We start from the raw sequence: 16,704 nt of genomic DNA, 5'->3' as shown, positions 1-16,704 counted from the left end.
ATGCGGCGGGCAGATCGACGCCAGCCACCAACATGTATTGGAAGCACCCGCATGCGTACGATACGACAACGAACGCAACGCACGCAGCCAGATCGGCAGTCACCTGAGCAAACCCTCCTCGATCCGCGAGCGACGAGAGCGCGTGACGCAGCGCCAAAGCCAACGCGGCCCCCACGAGAAAGCCCCAGAGAAAACCGCCCGTCGGCCCCGCGAGCACGCCCAGCCCTCCGCGCATGGACGAGAACAGCGGCAACCCCACGCCGCCCAGAATCAGATACCCCGCGATGGCCGCCAAGCACTCCTTCGGAGCGAGCGCAAGCAACGCGAACACCATCACGAACGTCTGCAGCGTGAACGGCACCGGCCCCAACGGCACAGACACCCACGCCGACACGCTCATGAGCGCGATCGTCAACCCCACGAACGCAACCGAGCGGGTCCGCGACGCCGTGCCCGCGCCTTTCGCCCCCGCACCCCTCGTTCCCCTTTCCCTTTCCCGAGCCGTCGTCGACGCTTCCGCGTCCGTCATCGCCGCCGGTTTCTCACCCATATGCGCTTCCTTTCCACAAGATCCGTCAAAACAGCCTTGTAGTATAGGGAAGCTCGCAGGTTCGCGTAACCTGCGGGCTTCCAACAGGGTGACAATCGGGGTGACGAACGTCGCGGGCTGTGGGCTGGGGCGCGGCAGGAGACGGGGATACTGCCGCGTCCGCGAGATGATAAAGCGCAACAAGCCTTTTGGGAGCGTGACAGTATCCCCGTCCCCTGCCACGCCCCCGTCACGCCACCGCACGCTTGCTTGAACCACTCGCGCTTGTTCAGCACGTGCGGCCCGCCCCCTTCCGCACCGCTGCACGCGGGCGCATCCACGCTAGAACCGCGCTTTCAGCTCGCCGCGCTCAAGCTTGCGAAGACGCCCCACTTCCACCACCACGAACACCGCCGTGGTGAAAATGGCCAAAAAGTCGGCCGCCGGCGTGGCGAAGTACAGCGCATCGAGGCTGGTGAACTGCGGGAACCACCCCGGAAGCAGCATCGGCAGCACAATCAGCAGCGGGATGAGGAACAGGATCTGGCGCGTCAGCGACAAGAAGATGGACTTCAACGGCTGCCCCGTGGCCTGGAAATAGTTCGACCCCACGATCTGGAAGCCCACAAGCGGCAGCATGAACAGCTGCACCTTGAGCGCGAACACCGTGAAATCGCGTAGCGAATCGCTCGTGATGCCGAAGAACCCGACGATCTGGTCGGGGAACAGGTGCACGAGCGACCACAGCACCACCGCGATGCCCGTCGCGCCCACGCTGCCGCACCACAGCGTCTTCTTCACGCGCCCGAACAGGTGCGCGCCGTAGTTGAAGCCGAGCAGCGGCTGGATGGCGATCGACACGCCGATGAGCGGCAGCACGGTGAACATCGCCACGCGCTGCACCACGCCGATGGACGCGAGCGCCCCCTCGGCGCCCAATGCGCTTTCTGCGCCGTACATGTTCAGCAGGTTGTTCAGCACGAAGTTCACCACGGCCATGCCCGCCTGCACGGCGAAGCTGGCCAAGCCGAGCGAGAGGATGAGCCGCACCGTACGCGCATGCAGGCGCAAGAAGCGCAGATGCAGCTTCATGGGCACGTTCTTCGTGAGCGTGAAGTACCACAGCACCGTGGCGCATGAAAGGGCCTGACCGCACACCGTGGCCAGCGCGCTGCCCTGCACACCCCATCCCAGCACCATCACGAACAGGAAGTTGAACACGGTGCACGACACGGCGCCGATAACCATGGTTCCGAGCGCGCGGTTCGGCGCACCGGCCGTGCGGATGAAGTTGTTCACGCCCATGCCAATGCACTGGAACACGAAGCCGAGCGAAATGATCTGGATGAACGCACGCGCGTACTCCCAGTCCTCCGGCGTGGCGCCCGACACGCCGAGCAGCGCGTCGATGCACGCGGGGATATGGGCGACCACGGCCACGACCACCGCGAACATGATGGCCAGGCACACGGTGTTGCCCAAGCTGCGCTCGGCCTCCTCGCGGTTGCCCTCCCCCATGCGCAGCGCCGCCAGCGCGTTGCCGCCGTTGCCCACGAGCATGGCGATGGCCATGAACACCGTCATGATGGGCATCGCCACTGTGGCGGTGGCCAAACCGATCTCGCCCATGGCCTGACCGAGGAAGACGGAGTCGATGACGTTGTACGCGCCGTTCACCAGCATGCCGAGAATGGACGGAATGGCGAACTCCACGATGAGACGCGGAATGGACGCCGTGCCCATGCGACCGACCTTGTCGTCGCGCTCAGGACGCTTGGGGCCTCCTTCGGCGGGCTCGATGGGAGCCTGCGCCGGCGCGCTCGTCGGCGCCGAAGCGCGGTTTGCTTGTTCGTCCTGGTCGGACGCGTGATTCGTCATCGTCGCTGCCATGCCTTCGTTGCTGCCTTTCGCTTCTATGATTTTGCGTAACACTTTATTGTATCGTATCGGTAAGCTCTTTCGCAACAAACCGACCATTCGAGCGAAGTCATGCCCAACCTCCCTCCAATGCGACGCTCCCGCATGCTATAGTGAACCTGGCCAACCGGCCCAGAGCAAGCCGACGGATGCCGAGATGCACAAGGGGAGGGCAGGGGATCGTGTATCGGATGAAGGAGTTCTCGGCCATGACCGGACTGCCGCAATCGAAAGTCCGATTCTACGAAAAGCACGGACTCGTCCTCTCGGATCGGCAAGAGAACGGCTATCGCGTGTTCACGCCCGAAGATGCGTTTCGCTCGAACGCCTTTCGCACGCTCCTGCAATACGGGTTCAGCATCGACGAGGCCGTTGCGATGCTCGATGAGAAACAGGGCACAGAGGATTTTGAACGATCACTGCTTCGTCAGCAGGAAAAACTCCGTCGAGAAGCCGACCTCATCGCGTACCGCCTGAGAAGGCTCGACAGCACGCTTGGCGCCATCAAGTCCGAACCCGGTTCAGGGTTCGAGCTGGTCGATGCCGCCGACCAGGTGTACATCAACTCCTCGCACGGTCGCGATTTTCGCGTATCGCTTGAAAACGAGAGGACCATCTCACAATACTACGACCTTTTGAGCATCACCAGCTGCGCGCGAATCATCAAGAAAGACGACCTGCTCGACAACCGCCCCGTTGTCGATCCGGATTACGTGATGACCATGCCCGAGCACGAAAGCTATCGCCTCGACGAGCAAGCCCAAGCACAGGTGAAGCGCCTGTGCCTGGGGAAGTGCATACGCTTTCGCAGGCAGGCCACCCGAGAGGAAAGCGTGAGGAAAGAGACGTTCGCAGACCTGTTTGAATACCTTGAAAGCCACGGATACCGGCTCCGCAGCGACCTCATGCTTTTCCCTTCGTTTCTCAACCTTGACGGCTTGGGAAGCGACATCGAAACGCTCTACGTTCCCATCAGCTGACAGCGAAAGCCCCGGGGCGGGCGGCATGCGCCGCACCGCCAACCGGGGCCTTGTCGAAAACGCGAGAAGCCTCGTTAGTACAGCGGCTCCTCGTCGGGCGCGTACACATGGCACTGCGTGCAATAATTGTACGTGACCTCCCTGTCTTTCGCATGGCAGTTCACGCACGAGTTGTACCCGCCGTGCAGCGAATCGTGCGGATTCCAATCGCCCAGATCGGCGGTCAGCTCGGCCACCGCCTCGTAGCTGCCACCATGACAGCTCATGCATTGCTCGTCCGAAACGTAAAACCCTGCTTCGGCAGATGTCGACGCCGCGTCCGCATTCGCATCAGACGATGCGACATCCGACGCCTTCTGAGGCGCGCAACCCGCAAGCGCCACGATGGCTGCAAGCGCAAGGCCGATGCAGACCAGTACGATGTTCGAGCGCATGGTCAGCCGCTTCATGCCTGACCTCCTTTCAACATGTGTTCTACCGCCACATAACCGAACGTCGCCGCACGACCCACCGACGTGCCGGGAATATGGCGCGGATAGTTGCCCGCATAGAAGTTGCCCGACACGTTCCCGGTCGCGTACAGCCCTTCGATCACGCGGCCCTCGGTGTCGAGCACTTGCGTGTCGCCATTGATGGTAAGCCCTCCCACCGTGGCCAAAATCACGCTGTTGGTGACGAGCGCGTAGTACGTGCCGCCTGTGAACGGAACGTTGTTACCGGTATAGCGATAGTAATCGGGGTCGCGCTCCAAGCCCTCCTCGAAAAAGCTGTTGTAGCGCGCCACCGTCTCCTCAAGCGCCGCCGCATCGATTCCCGCCTTCTCGGCAAGCTCCGAAAGCGACGAGGCTCGAAACAGATGACCCTTCTCCTCGTCGCGCTCGAGCTGCTTCTCGCCGCTCGGCTCGCTGTCCAGCGCCGATTGGATCATCGCCTGGTCGAAGATGTGGAAGCAGGTGTGGCCGCGACGCTTCTGCACGTTGATGGCGTTCGATAGGTACTGGCGCGCCTGGTTCTCATTCGCAAAGCGCGTGCCCTCCTCCGTCACGACGATGGAGTAGTTCATGGCTCCGGGGAAGTACACGCGCTTTTCGACGAACGTGGAGGGGGTGGCGTTGCTGAAGTTCATCACCGGATGCGGCAACGAATCCATATCGGCCCCCACTTTAAGCCCCATCATATGGCCGTCGCCGGTTGTTCCCCAGCTGGGGTTCCACCAGGTGGACGACTCGTAATCCTCGGGACGCACCCATGCCTGCATCATCTCGGGGTTCGCATCGTAGCCGCCAGTCGCCAGCAAAACGCCCTTCGACGCGTTGATGCGCACGTACGCGTCGCCCGCCTTGGCGATGCACCCGGTGACGCGCCCGCCCTCTTCGCGCACAAGCTGCACGGCGGGTGTTTCGTAGCGGACGGAAAGGTTGTCGTACGTCTCGGCAACCTTTCGCAGTTCCTTGCATACGTACAAACCGAACAGCCACGTGGTGCTGATGCCCTCGGGCATGCGGAAGTTGACGTAGCTGTCGATGACCGGGAAGCCGTTGTAGTTGGGTGCTTGGTCGAACTTGTACAGCTCCCAGCCCGAGCCGCCTTTGTCGAGCATGTCCTGCCAGAAGTCGGCGACTTCGCCCGAACGGCTCACATACGTCTCGATCGCGCAGGGATCGACGCGCCAGTCAGCCGCGCGGTATATCCCGTCTCGCAGCTGGGCGGGGTCGATCTCGATACCCTGCTCCTTTTGGAACCGGGCGCCCACCGCGCCGAAACTCTCCCAAGCCGAGCGGCCCTCGGTCATCTTCTCAAGCGTGATGGTCTGCGCGCCCTCTTCAGCCGCCTTGAGGCTGCCCATGAGGCCGCCGATGCCCGCTCCGATGATGAGCACCTCGCATTCCTCAGTGGAGGCGATCTCCGAGTCGGCGATATCTCGATCCTCGAACGCGATAGGCCCGCGAGGTCCGGGACATGCCGCCTTGCGCATCGGAAGCAGCGACGCGTCGTCGCCAAGCGCCTTCGAGTACAGGCTGGCGCCTTCGACGTCGACCGTCGCCCCCTCCTCCGCGAACGCCGCTTCTGCGCAGGGGAACATGAGCGCGCCGGCAGCTGCGACGCCGGTCGCCCCGGCGCCTCTGAGGAAATCTCGCCTTGAAAGCCTTATCCTCTCCATTCTCTCCTCCTTCATGATGCCTTGCTCCCTCGACACGCCGTCGTCGAAGGCGTGTCACATGGCAACGGTAGACCCTCAACATAGTCGAGGGTCAAGAGGCAGAATCGCAAAGGAGCAAAGAGGCGCAGCGCACTGTCGCCCGGAAGACACGCTTTTCGGCTCAAAAGCGTGTCTTCCGGGCGACAGTGTGCGGCTGCGCAACAGTGCGCGGCTGCTAGCGGACGTGGGCCTCGCCGGAAGCTATGGGGACCTCGGTGCCGTCGTGCGAGCGCAGGACCAAGCGCCCGCAAGCATCGACGCGGACGACCGTGCCGGCGGCGATCGGAGAGCCGTCGCGGCCCTCGATGGTCACCTCGCGGCCGGTCAGGCTCGCCCAAGCGTTGTACTCGTCGAGGAGAGGGGCGAACCCGTCGCGCTGCCACCGCCCATAGAGCGAAGCGAACGCGGCAAGGAACTCGTCGAACACGCGATCGATCGCCCGAGACGCGCCGCCGAAGGCGAAATCCGCTTCGGGAGCGAGATCGAGCACGTAGGCGGCCTCGTTCTTGCCTCCCACGTCGGGACGCTCGGCGGGCGGCACCACGTTCACGCCGACGCCCACGCACACGCCGCCCCCCTGCGCCTCGCACGAGATGCCGCACAGCTTTGAAAAAGAGGCGAACGCGTCGGACGAGGTGTCGTCGGCATCTCCACGTGCGCAAAACCGCGGTTGCACACGATGTTTCAGCGACGCCGAAACAGGCGAACTGGTGTTTTGCGAAAAGGCGGTGAGATTCGGATCGGAGAAACGTTCATGCCCGTGATTTTGCGCGGCAAGGTCGAGGCCGACAGCGCACGCACGTGCGTCATGCAGGACGTCGCGATCAACCACCACGTCGTTCGGCCACTTGATGCGCACAGCCCCCGCAGCCGACGCATCGACCAGCGCGGCCACGGCGCGCCGGACGGCCATGCCGACAACGAGGCTCAGCGTGGGCAGAACGGCGGGCGTCACCTGCGGACGCAGCAGCAACGAGCAGTACAGGCCCCCTTCGGGGCTCGCCCACACACGCCCCTGCCGACCGTAGCCGCCGCTCTGACGAAGCGCGCGCACCACGAGCCCTTCGGCCTCGCCCGCATCGATGGCACGTTTGACCTCGTCGTTCGTGGAAGAGACTTCGTCGAAGAGAACGCTGCGAAACGAAAGGGCAGACGGCGCAAACCCCTCTCCCGCAGCACCGGCAGCGCGATCCGCAGACTCCCGCGCCCCGTCCCCGACGCCGTGCAAGGCGGGCATACGCCGCCCGCCGAGCTCGCTCACAGCCGCACGCTCTTCCCCACGCGCACAGCCGCGTCGGTCACCGGCGCATCGTTCGCCAGCACGTGACGCGGGCGCAGCTCCAACAGCGGCTTCACCACGAAATCGCGCTCCAACAGGCGCGGATGCGGCAAGGTGAGCTCGTCGGAATCCGCAACGTAGAGCTGGTAATCGAGGATGTCGAGATCGCACGTGCGCGGCCCGTTGGCGATCCCGCGCACGCGGCCCAAACTGTTCTCGATGGCGTGCAGGTAGCCCAAAAGCTCCTTCGGCGGGATGCCGGTGCGCAGCAGCACCACAGCGTTCACGAAGACGTCCTGGTCGAGATAGTAGGCGGGCTCGCTTTCATAGAAGCTCGATATGTCGACGATCTGGGAATCGGGCAGCGCGCACAACTCGGTGATGGCCTGGTTGAGCATGGCGATCTTGCCTTCGCGCTCCTCGCCCGGCTCGGCCACGAGCGGCACGTTGCAGCCCAGCCCCAAAAACGCGTATGGCCGCATGTCCTTGAGAGCCGCAACCGTGGCCGCCACGTTGTGCGCACGCACCACGCTCGCCCCCAGCTCGCACGCCATCAGCGCTTCGGCCGCCGACACCTCGTCGCGATCGGTCGGACGCTCGATGCCGTAGGCGAACCCCAGATAGCTCTTGCGCGAAAGCGCCGCCATCACCGGATAGCCGAGCCGCGCGAACTCCTGGAAGTTCCGCACCACCTCAAGGGTCTGCTGCGGTGTTTTGCCGAAACCGGGGCCGGGGTCGAGGCAGATGCGCTCGCGCGCGATGCCCGCCGCCTCGAGCGCAGCCGCGCGGTCGGCCAGCCAATCGCGCACGTCGGCCACCACGTCGTCGTACGAGGGCGCGTCCTGCATCGTGGCCGGCTCGCCCTGCATGTGCATGGCCACGAGGCCGCAGTCGCCACCCGCCTCAAGCACGGCCCGCACCATGGCGGGGTCGCGAAAGCCCGACACATCGTTCACGATGGCCGCGCCCGCCTCAAGGCATGCGCGCGCCACCCCGGCGTGCCGCGTGTCGATGCTCACGCACATGCCGCGCGCCGCCAACTCGCGCACCACGGGCAGCACGCGGGCCAACTCCTCCTCTTCGCCCACCGGCGCGGCACCGGGCCGCGTGGACTCGCCGCCCACGTCGATGATGCGGGCGCCCTCCTCCACCATGCGCTCGGCATGCGCAAGCGCGGCGGCAAGCCCCTCGTGCTGGCCGCCGTCGGAGAAGGAATCGGGAGTAACGTTGAGGATGCCCATGACAATGGGCATCCTCGTGTCGAATTCGTAGGTTGAACAGCGCCAGATCATCGCTCGGTCGTGCCGCCTTCCCCTTCGCGACCCGCGTTCGCATCGGAAGGCGCGCTCCCAGCGCCCCCGTCCGCATCCGCATCCGCACCAGACGCGCTCGCGGCGCTCGCAGCGTCCGACCTCCTCGGAGCGGGCGCTGCGGCGGGGATCACCGGCTGGCCCGTCGGCGGCGGCAGCGTTTCGCCGCCCACTTCGACCGCATCGGCGCGCCCGCGGGCACCCGCCTCGCGCGCACCGTCCGCAGCGCCGCCGGCCGCCGGCCTATACGGCGGGTTCGGATCCTGGTCGCCCGGCTCCACCGGCTCCTCGCGCCAGTTGGGGTCGGCCATCTTCTCATCGCGAGCGCGGGCGGCAGCTTCCTCGGCCTCCTTGGCCGCGATGATCTCGTCCTCGTGCTTAAGGTACTCGTCCCACTCGTTGTCGAGCAGCGCTTGGCACGCCTCGCCCTCAACCGTCTCGCGCTCCAACAGCACGCTGGCCATGAGGTTCATCTGCTCGCGATGGCTGTTCAGTATTTCGTAGGCGCGGTCGTGCGCGTCCTTCATGATGCGCGCCACCTCGTCGTCGATGCGCTTGGCCGTCTCCTCCGAGTAGTCCTGCGTGTTGCCGTAGTCACGGCCCAGGAACACCTCGTGGTTCGGCTGGCCGAACACCTGCGTGCCCAGCTCGGCACTCATGCCGTACTGCGTGACGATGGCGCGGGCCATCTTCGTGGCGCGCTCGAGGTCGTTGCTCGCGCCCGTGGTGATGTCGTCGCAGAAGATCTCCTCGGCCACGCGACCGCCCATGAATACAGCCAGCTCGTCGCGCATCTCGCCGAGCGAGTTGAGCACCTTGTCCTCCTTGGGGATGGACAGCGTGTAGCCGAGCGCCCGTCCGCGCGAGATGATGCTGATCTTGTGCACGGGATCGGCGTGCGGCAGCAGGTGGCCGACGAGGGCGTGGCCGCTCTCGTGGTAGGCGATGGTGTGCTTGGTCTGCTCGTCCATCACGCGGCCCTTGCGCTCCGGGCCGGCGATGACGCGCTCCATCGATTCCGACACCTCCTGCTGCGTGATGATCTTCTTGCCGCGCCGCGCCGTCAGAAGCGCGCTCTCGTTCATGAGGTTGGCCAGGTCGGCGCCCGTGAAGCCCGGCGTGAGCTTGGCCACCTTGGCCAAATCCACATCGCTGCCGAGCGGCTTGTCCTTGGAATGCACCTGCAGGATCTTCTCGCGGCCCTTCACGTCCGGCGCGTCCACCACGATCTGGCGGTCGAAGCGGCCGGGACGCAGAAGCGCCGGGTCGAGCACGTCGGCGCGGTTCGTGGCGGCGATGAGCACCACCGAGTCGTTCGCCTCGAAGCCGTCCATCTCCACGAGCAGCTGGTTGAGCGTTTGCTCGCGCTCGTCGTGGCCGCCGCCCAGGCCCGTGCCGCGCTGGCGACCCACCGCGTCGATCTCGTCGATGAAGATGATGGAAGGCGAGGCCTCTTTGGCTTGCTGGAACAAGTCGCGCACGCGGCTTGCGCCCACGCCCACGAACATCTCCACGAAGTCGGAGCCGGAAATGCTGAAGAACGGCACGCCCGCCTCGCCGGCCACGGCCTTCGCCAAAAGCGTCTTGCCGGTGCCCGGAGGGCCCACGAGCAGGCAGCCGCGCGGGATCTTCGCGCCCATGGACTGGTACTTCGCCGGATTCGCCAGGAAGTCCTTGATCTCCTGCATCTCCTCGACCGCTTCGTCCACGCCCGCCACGTCGGAGAACTTCACGTCCGGACGCTCCTCGATGTTCTTCTTGGCCTTCGCCTTGCCGAAGCTCATCTGCGAGTTGTTCGCCTTCTGCATCTGCGAGAAGAAGAAGAACAGCACGAGCGCGATCAGGGCGATGGGCAGAAGCGTGCTGATGATGTCGAGGAAGGGGCTGGGAAGCTGCACCTCGTAGGGGATGTTCGGATGCGAGGCCATGAGGTCGCTGATGGAGCCACCGTAGTACGTGGACGTGTAGTTGCGCGGCTCGCTGAGCGTTTGCGCGTCAACGCTGGTCGTGCTCACGCCGGCAAGCGCCTTGCCCGTATCGGGGTTCTTGACGGTGGCCATGCGCGCGTTGAGCGCTTGGAACGCGTCGTTGAACGCGTCGGAGGCGGCCGAACCTGCGGTGATGGCCGGGTAGTACGAGCCGGACACCGTGTAGTCTCCGGCGCTGTACACCACTTTCGTCACCCGATCCTGCTCGACGGCCTGCACGAACTCGGACGTGATCAAGCGGTCGGTTTGCGTGGTGCCCGCCGACGACATGGCCATGAACTGCTGCCCCACGAAGAAGGCCACGATCATGAACAGGATGACCGAAATGATGGTCGTCCGAGGATTCGGCTGCTGGAATTGCGACTGTTTGTTTTGCTGTGCCATAAAAGCCTTACTTCCTTTTCCGCAGGGGCTTGCGGTGTCGGCAGATCACCGCGCCGCGCCGTTCGCCGACCGCCGCGCCTCCCTCTCCCTCGGACGCCGACCGAGCCGCGCGCTTGCGTCAAGCCGCCGCTAGTACACCTCCGGCTTCAAGATGCCGATGTAGGGCAGGTTGCGGTAGCGTTCCGCGAAGTCCAGCCCGTAGCCCACGATGAACTCGTCGGGGCACTCGAAGCCAACGTATGCGCAATCGATCTTCGCCTGGGCGCGCGTCCGCTTCCGCAGAAGCGTGGCCACCTCAAGGGAGGCCGGACGGCGCGAAGCCAGGTTTTTCAGCAAGTACGTCAAGGTGAGGCCGGAATCGAGGATGTCCTCGGCGACGATGACATGGCGACCCTCGATCTGGGAGGACAGGTCCTTCAGGATGCGCACGACGCCGGAGCTTTTCGCCCCGTTGCCGTACGACGAGATGGCCATGTAATCCATCTCCACCGGAAGGTCGATCTTCCGCGCGAGATCTGCCATGAAGATGGCCGCGCCGCGCAGCACCGAGATGAGGACGACGCCCTCTTCGGCGCAGTCCGCGTAATCCTTCGTTATCGCGGCACCGATCTCGTCCACGCGCCGAGCGATATCCTCTTCGGTGAACAATATCTCCGCAATGTCGTCGTGCACGATCGCAGCCTCTTCGTCGCTTCCGCACCGCCCTGTCCCAGCCGCCCTGAAGGCAACGGGCACGAGGTGTTGCGCCTACCTTGAATTCGGTAAGTGTACCATTGCCACTTCGGGAAAAGGAGACGAGACGGTAACGCCGTCTCACATGCCATGATATTTACATTTCGCATTGGGAACTGGGGCGATAGGGCGAAGCTCAAGGCCGGCGCAACGCGTTGGCAAAGGACGCGCGACACCCGACGAAAGCGAGAAGCGCGATGGGAAACAGAGCGGCAGCCCTGGAAGCGGACGCGGGCGCAACAGACTGGAAAGCGAGCGCGAGCGGAGGGACGCAAGCGCACGGAAAGCCACCCGCCCCGCCTTGCCGCGATGACGCACAGAAGGCAAGGAGGAGGATGGACTGCGGCGAAAGCGCGAACCCGAGGGCACGGAGGTCGCGCGACGCACGAAGCGCGACCAGCACGAGGGCGGACGTCGGAAAGCCGGAGGATCCGCGCACCGCCAGACGCTTCGCCGCCCGTCAGGACGACGAACGCGAAAGGTCGGGGAACTCGCGCAGAAGGCGGCCCACCGGCAATCCGATGACGGTGTCGAGGTCGCCTTCGACCCGCGCCACGAGATCGGCCCCGGCCCCCTGCACGGCGTACGCGCCCGCCTTGTCGAACGATTCGCCTTTTCGCAGGTAGCTGGCGATCTCCTCGTCCGAAAGCTCGCGGAACGTCACCCGCGCGACGTCGGCGAACGTGCGGAAGCCAAGCGACACCTGCTCAGGATCGGGCGCCGCCATCATCCACACGGACACGGCAGTTACCACCTCGTGCGTGCGACCTGACAGGCGGCGCAGCATGTGCGTGGCGTGCGAGAGGTTGGCGGGCTTGCCGAAAATCTCGCCGTCGAGCACCACCATCGTGTCGGCGCCGAGAACGGCCGCCATGCCGGTGTAACCCTCGGCCAGCACTTCCTGCACGACCGCGCCCGCCTTGCGCTCGGCCAGCTTCTTGGCGGCCTCGCGCGGGTCGGCCAGCAGATCGGCGTCAAGCGCCTCGTCCACCTCGGACGCGCGCACCGTGAACGCCACGCCCGCATCTGCGAGCAGCTGTCTGCGGCGCGGAGACGCGCTCGCGAGGATAACGTCGAGGGAGGGAGCGGCGTCGGCAGACGCGGGGGATGCGGAGTCCGTAGCGGGGGGCGCGGCGCTGGGCGAAGCGACGTCCGGCAAGATGTTCTGTTCGTTTTCCATACGCGCTATTGTAACGCACTTGCACGTTTCCCGCCCCGTAGGCGTTTGAGCATAATCAGAAGGGCTCCGCTCGAGATCCAGGAAACGCGAGCTCGCGTCGGAGGCGGTTTGGCGGAGGATTGCCCGATCGCGCGCAACGACCACGTGCGCCGGCCCCTATCCCGCAACGACCACGCGCGCCGGCCCCTATCCGCGCTTGCGGCGCGCTCGATAGGCGGCCATGGGCTCGAGGCGCACGCCGCGCTTGTTGGCGCTCACCGCCGTATCTCCCTGGACGTTCGCCACGTAGCCGCCGATGGGACGGCCCCCGTCAGCGCGATCGTAGGCGGCCAGCACGGCGTCCACCGACGCCGCCTCCACGCGTGCGTCGGCACCGAGCAGCCATTGCAGCGCGCGCACCGCCACGCGCCGAGCGAGGGGCAAAGGCTCAGCGCCCAGCTCGGGAGCGAGCACGCACCCTGCGCGGGGGTCGCTCGGATCAAGGGCCGACACGCAACGACGCTCCACCTCGGCCGCCATGTCGTCGAGCAGGTCGTCCTCGTCGGCAATGAGGTTCATCGTGCGAACGAGCACCTCAAGCAGCTGCGGATTGCGCTCCTTGGCCCGCGGCACGATCTCGTGACGCACATAGGCGCGGAAGCGGTCGGTGTGGGCGTTCGTCGCATCCTCGCGCCAGAGCGCCCCCGCCTCGTCGCGCGCCATCGGCAATCCCGCACGTTCGCGCTGCGCCAGATAATCCCGCAATTCTTCGCGGCTCGCATCGAGAAGCGGCCGCACGACCGGCCCGTTTCGATAGCGCATGGCACGAAATCCCCCCGGCCCCGTGCCCACAATGGAGCGCATGTAGAAGCTCTCCACGCGATCGTCGGCCGTGTGCGCCGTGAGGATGCGCCCGTCTGCGAGCGGTGCGGCAGCGTGCAAGCACAGGCTTTCAAGCGCCTCGTTCGCCGCAAGGTAGCGTTCGCGGCGCGCAACGGCCTCCACGTTCTCGCCGGTGCGCGCAGCCTCGGCGGCGATGTCGATGGAGCACGAGAACAGCGGCACGTCAAGAAGCTCGGACAAACGCGCCACGAAGCGCGCGTCGTCGTCGGCGTCCTTGCCCCGCAAGCAATGGTTCACATGCAGCATGGCCAGCTGGCCGAGCATGCCACGGTCGCGCAGCTCGCACGCCACGTACGCGAGCGCCGTGGAATCCGAACCACCCGACACCATGAGCAATGCCGGCGTCTGCGCACTCGCAAGGCCGCGCTCGGCAAGCGTCACCGCCGCGCGATCGACGGGCGAAACGGTTTCGGGCATGGAAGCCTCCTTTTCATCGAAAGCACGCGACGACGGCGATACGGGCGGCGGCGCGAGCAGCGGCGAAGCGCCGTCGTCAAGACCCCGACCCTGCATTGCGAGGATCGCCGTTACGCGTTATAATGCGAGGTGCGGTGCCCCGGCACACCGGGCAGCATCGTGGTTTTGGTCAACCCGGCCCTCCCTTATAACTGGCCGGGTTTTTCCTTTTCCAGATGCAGTCGCACCACCTCCTTCAGGACTTCTTGAACGTCGGCATCGAAGGCTATTTGCCCTTCGAGGGGCCGATCATCGCAGCTACAACTGTGAAAATCGCGCAGAGCGCAATCACCGTTTGAGCGTCCATCGGCGTCACCTCCTCATCGAAGATGCCGCCCGGCGTGGCGCGAAGCACCGCGCAACCATGATACTCCAGCCAAGTGATGCACGGGAAGGGGCGCGGAAGACGGGCAGGAAGGAAGGCGCGGCACGCGCACGGCGCAAGACGCGGGACGCACACAGCCGCAAGGCACAAGGCGCGAGAGAACGCGCAGCAAGCGAGCAGCGCGCAAGCCGAACCTTCACAGGCCCGCACGTCGCACGCGGCACGCAAGTCGAGCCCGCAGGCCCGCGCCGTCACGCACCGCACGACCTCAACGCGCGTCCGTCTGCGGCGCGCCTTCCCGCTCCACCAGCGCCACCGTCTCCACATGGTCGGTGTGCGGGAACATGTCGACAGGCTGCACGACGCGCACGGCGTAGCCGCGCTCGCACAAGAACCGCAGGTCGCGCACTTGGGTTTCGGGGTTACAAGAGATGTAGACGATGCGCGCGGGCGCAAGCGCGGCTGCCGCTTCCAGAAACGCCTCGCTCGCCCCGGCGCGCGGCGGATCCATGAGCAGCACATCGATGCGCTCGCCTTCGCACGCCAGGTCGCGCATGAAGTCGCCCGCGTCGGCCACGACGAAGCGCGCGTTCTCCACACCGTTGTGCCGCGCGTTCTCGCGCGCGTCGCGGATGGCCGACGCCACCGTGTCCACGCCCGTCACCTGCGCCGCACCGCGCTTGGCGGCGACCAGGCCGATGGTGCCCGTGCCGCAGTAGGCGTCGATGGCGCGCTCTGCGCCCGTGAACCTCGCAAGGTTCACAGCCGTCTCGTACAGAACTGCGGTTTGCACGGCGTTCACCTGGTAAAACGATTGCGACGAGATGCGAAAGCTCAAACCGCACAGCGTGTCCAAGATAAAGCCGGGACCGTAAAGGCGCTGCTCGCGCTGTCCGAGGATGACGTTCGTCCGGCGCTCGTTGACGTTCTGCACGATGGTGGTGATGGCGGGGCAACGGCGCACGAGCTCACGGCAGAACGCGCGCGACGCGGGGAACTCCCTCCCGTTCGTCACGAGCGTGACCAGCATCTCCCCGCTCTCATGGCCCACGCGCACCACGGCATGCCGCAGAAAACCCGTATGGGCGTCCTCATCGTAAGGGGCGAGGCCGAAGCGGCCCATGAGGTCGCGAACGGCGCGGATGACGCGCTTGGCCTCCTCGTTCTCGATGAGGCAGCCGTCGGTGGGCACGATGCGATGCGATCCGGCGGCGTACATGCCGCAGAGTATCTCGCGCCGTGGCGCGTCGCGGTGCCCGCGCCCCCGCTCGCGCCCCTTCCCAGTCGCGCGCCCACGCCCCTTCTGCGTGTCGCGCCCGCTGTCCCGTCCGCGCCCCTCGCCGCCAGCCAACCGACGTCCGGGTGCGTAGGGGGAGATCACCTTGTTGCGGTAGTGGTAGGGCTCCTTCATGCCGAGGATGGGCCGAATCGCGCCCTGCGAAGCCACGTCGGCGAACAATGCGGCCACGCGCGCGTCCTTCGCCGCCAGCTGCTCGGCGTAAGGCCGCCCCACATGCTGGCACGCCCCGCACACCCGCTCGACGGGGCACGAGCGCACGTTCCCCGCCGCGCATGTCGCAGCCGACAGCGCAGCCTCGCAGCCCCTTTCGCCCGCACGCAGTGGACGCGTCCCGTCCCGCTGCGCGCGCCCTTCACTCGCCTTCAAACGACGACCTTGGCGCGCGTCGCCGTACGCGCTACCAGACAAGGAACTTGGCATTGTCGATGCTCCAATGGACATCGCGTATGAAGCGCTGAAGCTCTTCCCCATCGCGCAACTCGAAAAGCCGAACGATTTCGGCGTGCTCTTCATTCGCTTTGCGCAGAAGGTCGCCCAGTTCGCCCTCATCGACGTTGGCGTACTCGCGTTTCATGAAATATCGATTCATCTGGTGGATGAGGCTCTCCAAACGCGTATTGCCGCACTTGCTCACATAGCATTCGTGGAAATCGTGCTGCAAGTCATCGTATTTCTTATAGAGGCCTTTTTCGATGGCAAGATGCATGGAACCATGAAGGAACTGCAATTGAGCGATATCGTCTTCGGTCATTCTGTCGACGGCAAGCAAAGCGGCACGACCATCGAGCGGTCCGATAACCTCAACGATTTCCCGCGCGCTTTCCTCAGTCACGCGCTTGACGTAAAAGCCCTTGCGCGGAATGTTCTCGAGATAGCCATCGGCGGCAAGCTGGATGAGCGCCTCGCGCACCGGGGTGCGGCTCACCCCGAGCGCGTCGCATATCTGCTGCTCGCTGATCTTATGGTCATCGGCAAGCGCGCCGCCGTCGATGAGGTCGGCAATATGGTCGTACACATGGTCTTTAAGCGATCGGTATTCATTCGTCATTTCATCCGCCTGTCGTACGGCTATAACGTATAGCAATATACCATATACAGCAGAGGCAGTTGGCAGAGTAGACCCCATCCCGCACTTGCCAGATTGCACGTGGATCGCGCAAAAAGGGCGCGATCTCGCAGACGAAAACTCCTATGCTGCTCCGCACCGCGCATCAACACGCACATGGCATACCAGCATGCGGC

General features: G+C 65.2%; 13 protein-coding genes. 1 reads left to right on the top strand and 12 read right to left on the bottom strand.

Translation table 11 applies throughout. The features are described from left to right. Together C2L80_RS06685 and C2L80_RS06680 are read right to left on the bottom strand one after the other, a co-directional pair. The coding region (locus C2L80_RS06685) for a biotin transporter BioY (RefSeq protein WP_239938772.1) at positions 1-550 on the bottom strand (550 nt) is incomplete at its 3' end. A gap of 321 nt (positions 551-871) precedes the next feature. After that, entirely contained in the window at positions 872-2,419 is a 1,548-nt protein-coding gene (locus tag C2L80_RS06680) for an MATE family efflux transporter (protein ID WP_103262891.1), read from the bottom strand. A gap of 176 nt (positions 2,420-2,595) precedes the next feature. On the opposite strand from C2L80_RS06680, the gene C2L80_RS06675 reads away from it, so the two are divergent. After that, the gene (locus C2L80_RS06675; protein WP_275668742.1) at positions 2,596-3,426 is read left to right on the top strand and encodes a MerR family transcriptional regulator; all 831 of its coding nucleotides are present in this window, start codon (positions 2,596-2,598) and stop codon (positions 3,424-3,426) included. A gap of 74 nt (positions 3,427-3,500) precedes the next feature. Here C2L80_RS06675 and C2L80_RS06670 read toward each other — a convergent pair whose 3' ends face one another. From C2L80_RS06670 to C2L80_RS06620, 10 genes are all read right to left on the bottom strand, one after another. Then, the gene (locus C2L80_RS06670) at positions 3,501-3,875 is read right to left on the bottom strand and encodes a cytochrome c3 family protein (protein WP_103262889.1); all 375 of its coding nucleotides are present in this window, start codon (positions 3,873-3,875) and stop codon (positions 3,501-3,503) included. Continuing rightward, on the bottom strand, positions 3,872-5,587 hold the full coding sequence (locus C2L80_RS06665; protein WP_103262888.1) for an FAD-dependent oxidoreductase: 1,716 nt from the start codon (positions 5,585-5,587) through the stop codon (positions 3,872-3,874). The genes C2L80_RS06670 and C2L80_RS06665 overlap by 4 nt, the downstream gene beginning before the upstream one ends. Positions 5,588-5,801: 214 nt before the next feature. Beyond that, positions 5,802-6,887 (bottom strand): biotin--[acetyl-CoA-carboxylase] ligase, encoded by a 1,086-nt coding sequence (locus tag C2L80_RS06660; RefSeq protein ID WP_239938768.1) that lies wholly within the window; start codon positions 6,885-6,887, stop codon positions 5,802-5,804. Then, complete coding sequence (folP, locus tag C2L80_RS06655; protein ID WP_087195920.1) at positions 6,884-8,197, bottom strand: dihydropteroate synthase; 1,314 nt, start codon at positions 8,195-8,197, stop codon at positions 6,884-6,886. Before folP ends, C2L80_RS06660 begins: the two co-directional genes overlap by 4 nt. Next, positions 8,194-10,587, bottom strand: coding sequence for an ATP-dependent zinc metalloprotease FtsH (gene ftsH, locus C2L80_RS06650; RefSeq protein ID WP_239938766.1), 2,394 nt, complete (start codon positions 10,585-10,587; stop codon positions 8,194-8,196). Before ftsH ends, folP begins: the two co-directional genes overlap by 4 nt. Before the next feature lie 129 nt (positions 10,588-10,716). Then, complete coding sequence (gene hpt / locus C2L80_RS06645; protein WP_103262887.1) at positions 10,717-11,259, bottom strand: hypoxanthine phosphoribosyltransferase; 543 nt, start codon at positions 11,257-11,259, stop codon at positions 10,717-10,719. A gap of 520 nt (positions 11,260-11,779) precedes the next feature. Then, positions 11,780-12,499, bottom strand: coding sequence for a Maf family protein (locus C2L80_RS06640; RefSeq protein WP_103262886.1), 720 nt, complete (start codon positions 12,497-12,499; stop codon positions 11,780-11,782). Between the two features lie 186 nt (positions 12,500-12,685). After that, positions 12,686-13,798: a tRNA lysidine(34) synthetase TilS gene (gene tilS / locus C2L80_RS06635; RefSeq protein ID WP_103262885.1), complete on the bottom strand. Its 1,113-nt coding sequence runs from the start codon at positions 13,796-13,798 to the stop codon at positions 12,686-12,688. Between the two features lie 632 nt (positions 13,799-14,430). Further along, positions 14,431-15,675, bottom strand: a complete 1,245-nt coding sequence (rlmD, locus tag C2L80_RS06625) for a 23S rRNA (uracil(1939)-C(5))-methyltransferase RlmD (RefSeq protein ID WP_420820268.1) — start codon at positions 15,673-15,675, stop codon at positions 14,431-14,433. Between the two features lie 184 nt (positions 15,676-15,859). Beyond that, complete coding sequence (locus tag C2L80_RS06620) at positions 15,860-16,510, bottom strand: GntR family transcriptional regulator (protein ID WP_103262883.1); 651 nt, start codon at positions 16,508-16,510, stop codon at positions 15,860-15,862. Positions 16,511-16,704: the final 194 nt, after the last annotated feature.

This window comes from Rubneribacter badeniensis (assembly GCF_002899695.1).
Lineage (GTDB): Bacteria > Actinomycetota > Coriobacteriia > Coriobacteriales > Eggerthellaceae > Rubneribacter > Rubneribacter badeniensis.
This window is presented reverse-complemented; position numbering and strand designations above follow the sequence as displayed.